At 40.1% G+C, this 354-nt stretch carries 1 protein-coding gene; it reads right to left on the minus strand.

The annotated features are described in order from the left end of the window. Positions 1-354, minus strand: a 354-nt coding sequence (locus HUK49_RS10670; protein ID WP_191913675.1) for a DsbA family protein, incomplete at both ends; no start/stop codon positions are given.

Raw genomic sequence — 354 nt, forward strand, 5'->3', positions numbered from 1 at the left:
TATTGTTCAAGCGCTTTGTCGATTTCGTTTTTAATCGCGTCGAAATCTGTCTCGTCTTCAACCTGTTTACCGTTCACATAGAGTGCGGGTACGTATGGGACTTCCTCTTTTTTCGCTAATGCATGATCTTCTTGCGCGCGCTTAGCTATCGCTCCTTTTTCGTCACGATAAGCTACCGTAATTTGTTTACGTTCTTGCTCACTCAAATCTAATTTTTGTAATTGCTGTTGAATTAAATCGTCTGTTAACCAATGTTGACTCCCAACATCATCTTTATTGTTAGGTTGTTGTTCAAAAAGTGCATGATGAAATTGCCAATATTTGTCAGGGGCATATTGATTCACCGCGAGTGCT

It is taken from the genome of Limosilactobacillus portuensis (genome assembly GCF_014838735.1).
In the GTDB taxonomy this organism is placed as follows: domain Bacteria; phylum Bacillota; class Bacilli; order Lactobacillales; family Lactobacillaceae; genus Limosilactobacillus; species Limosilactobacillus portuensis.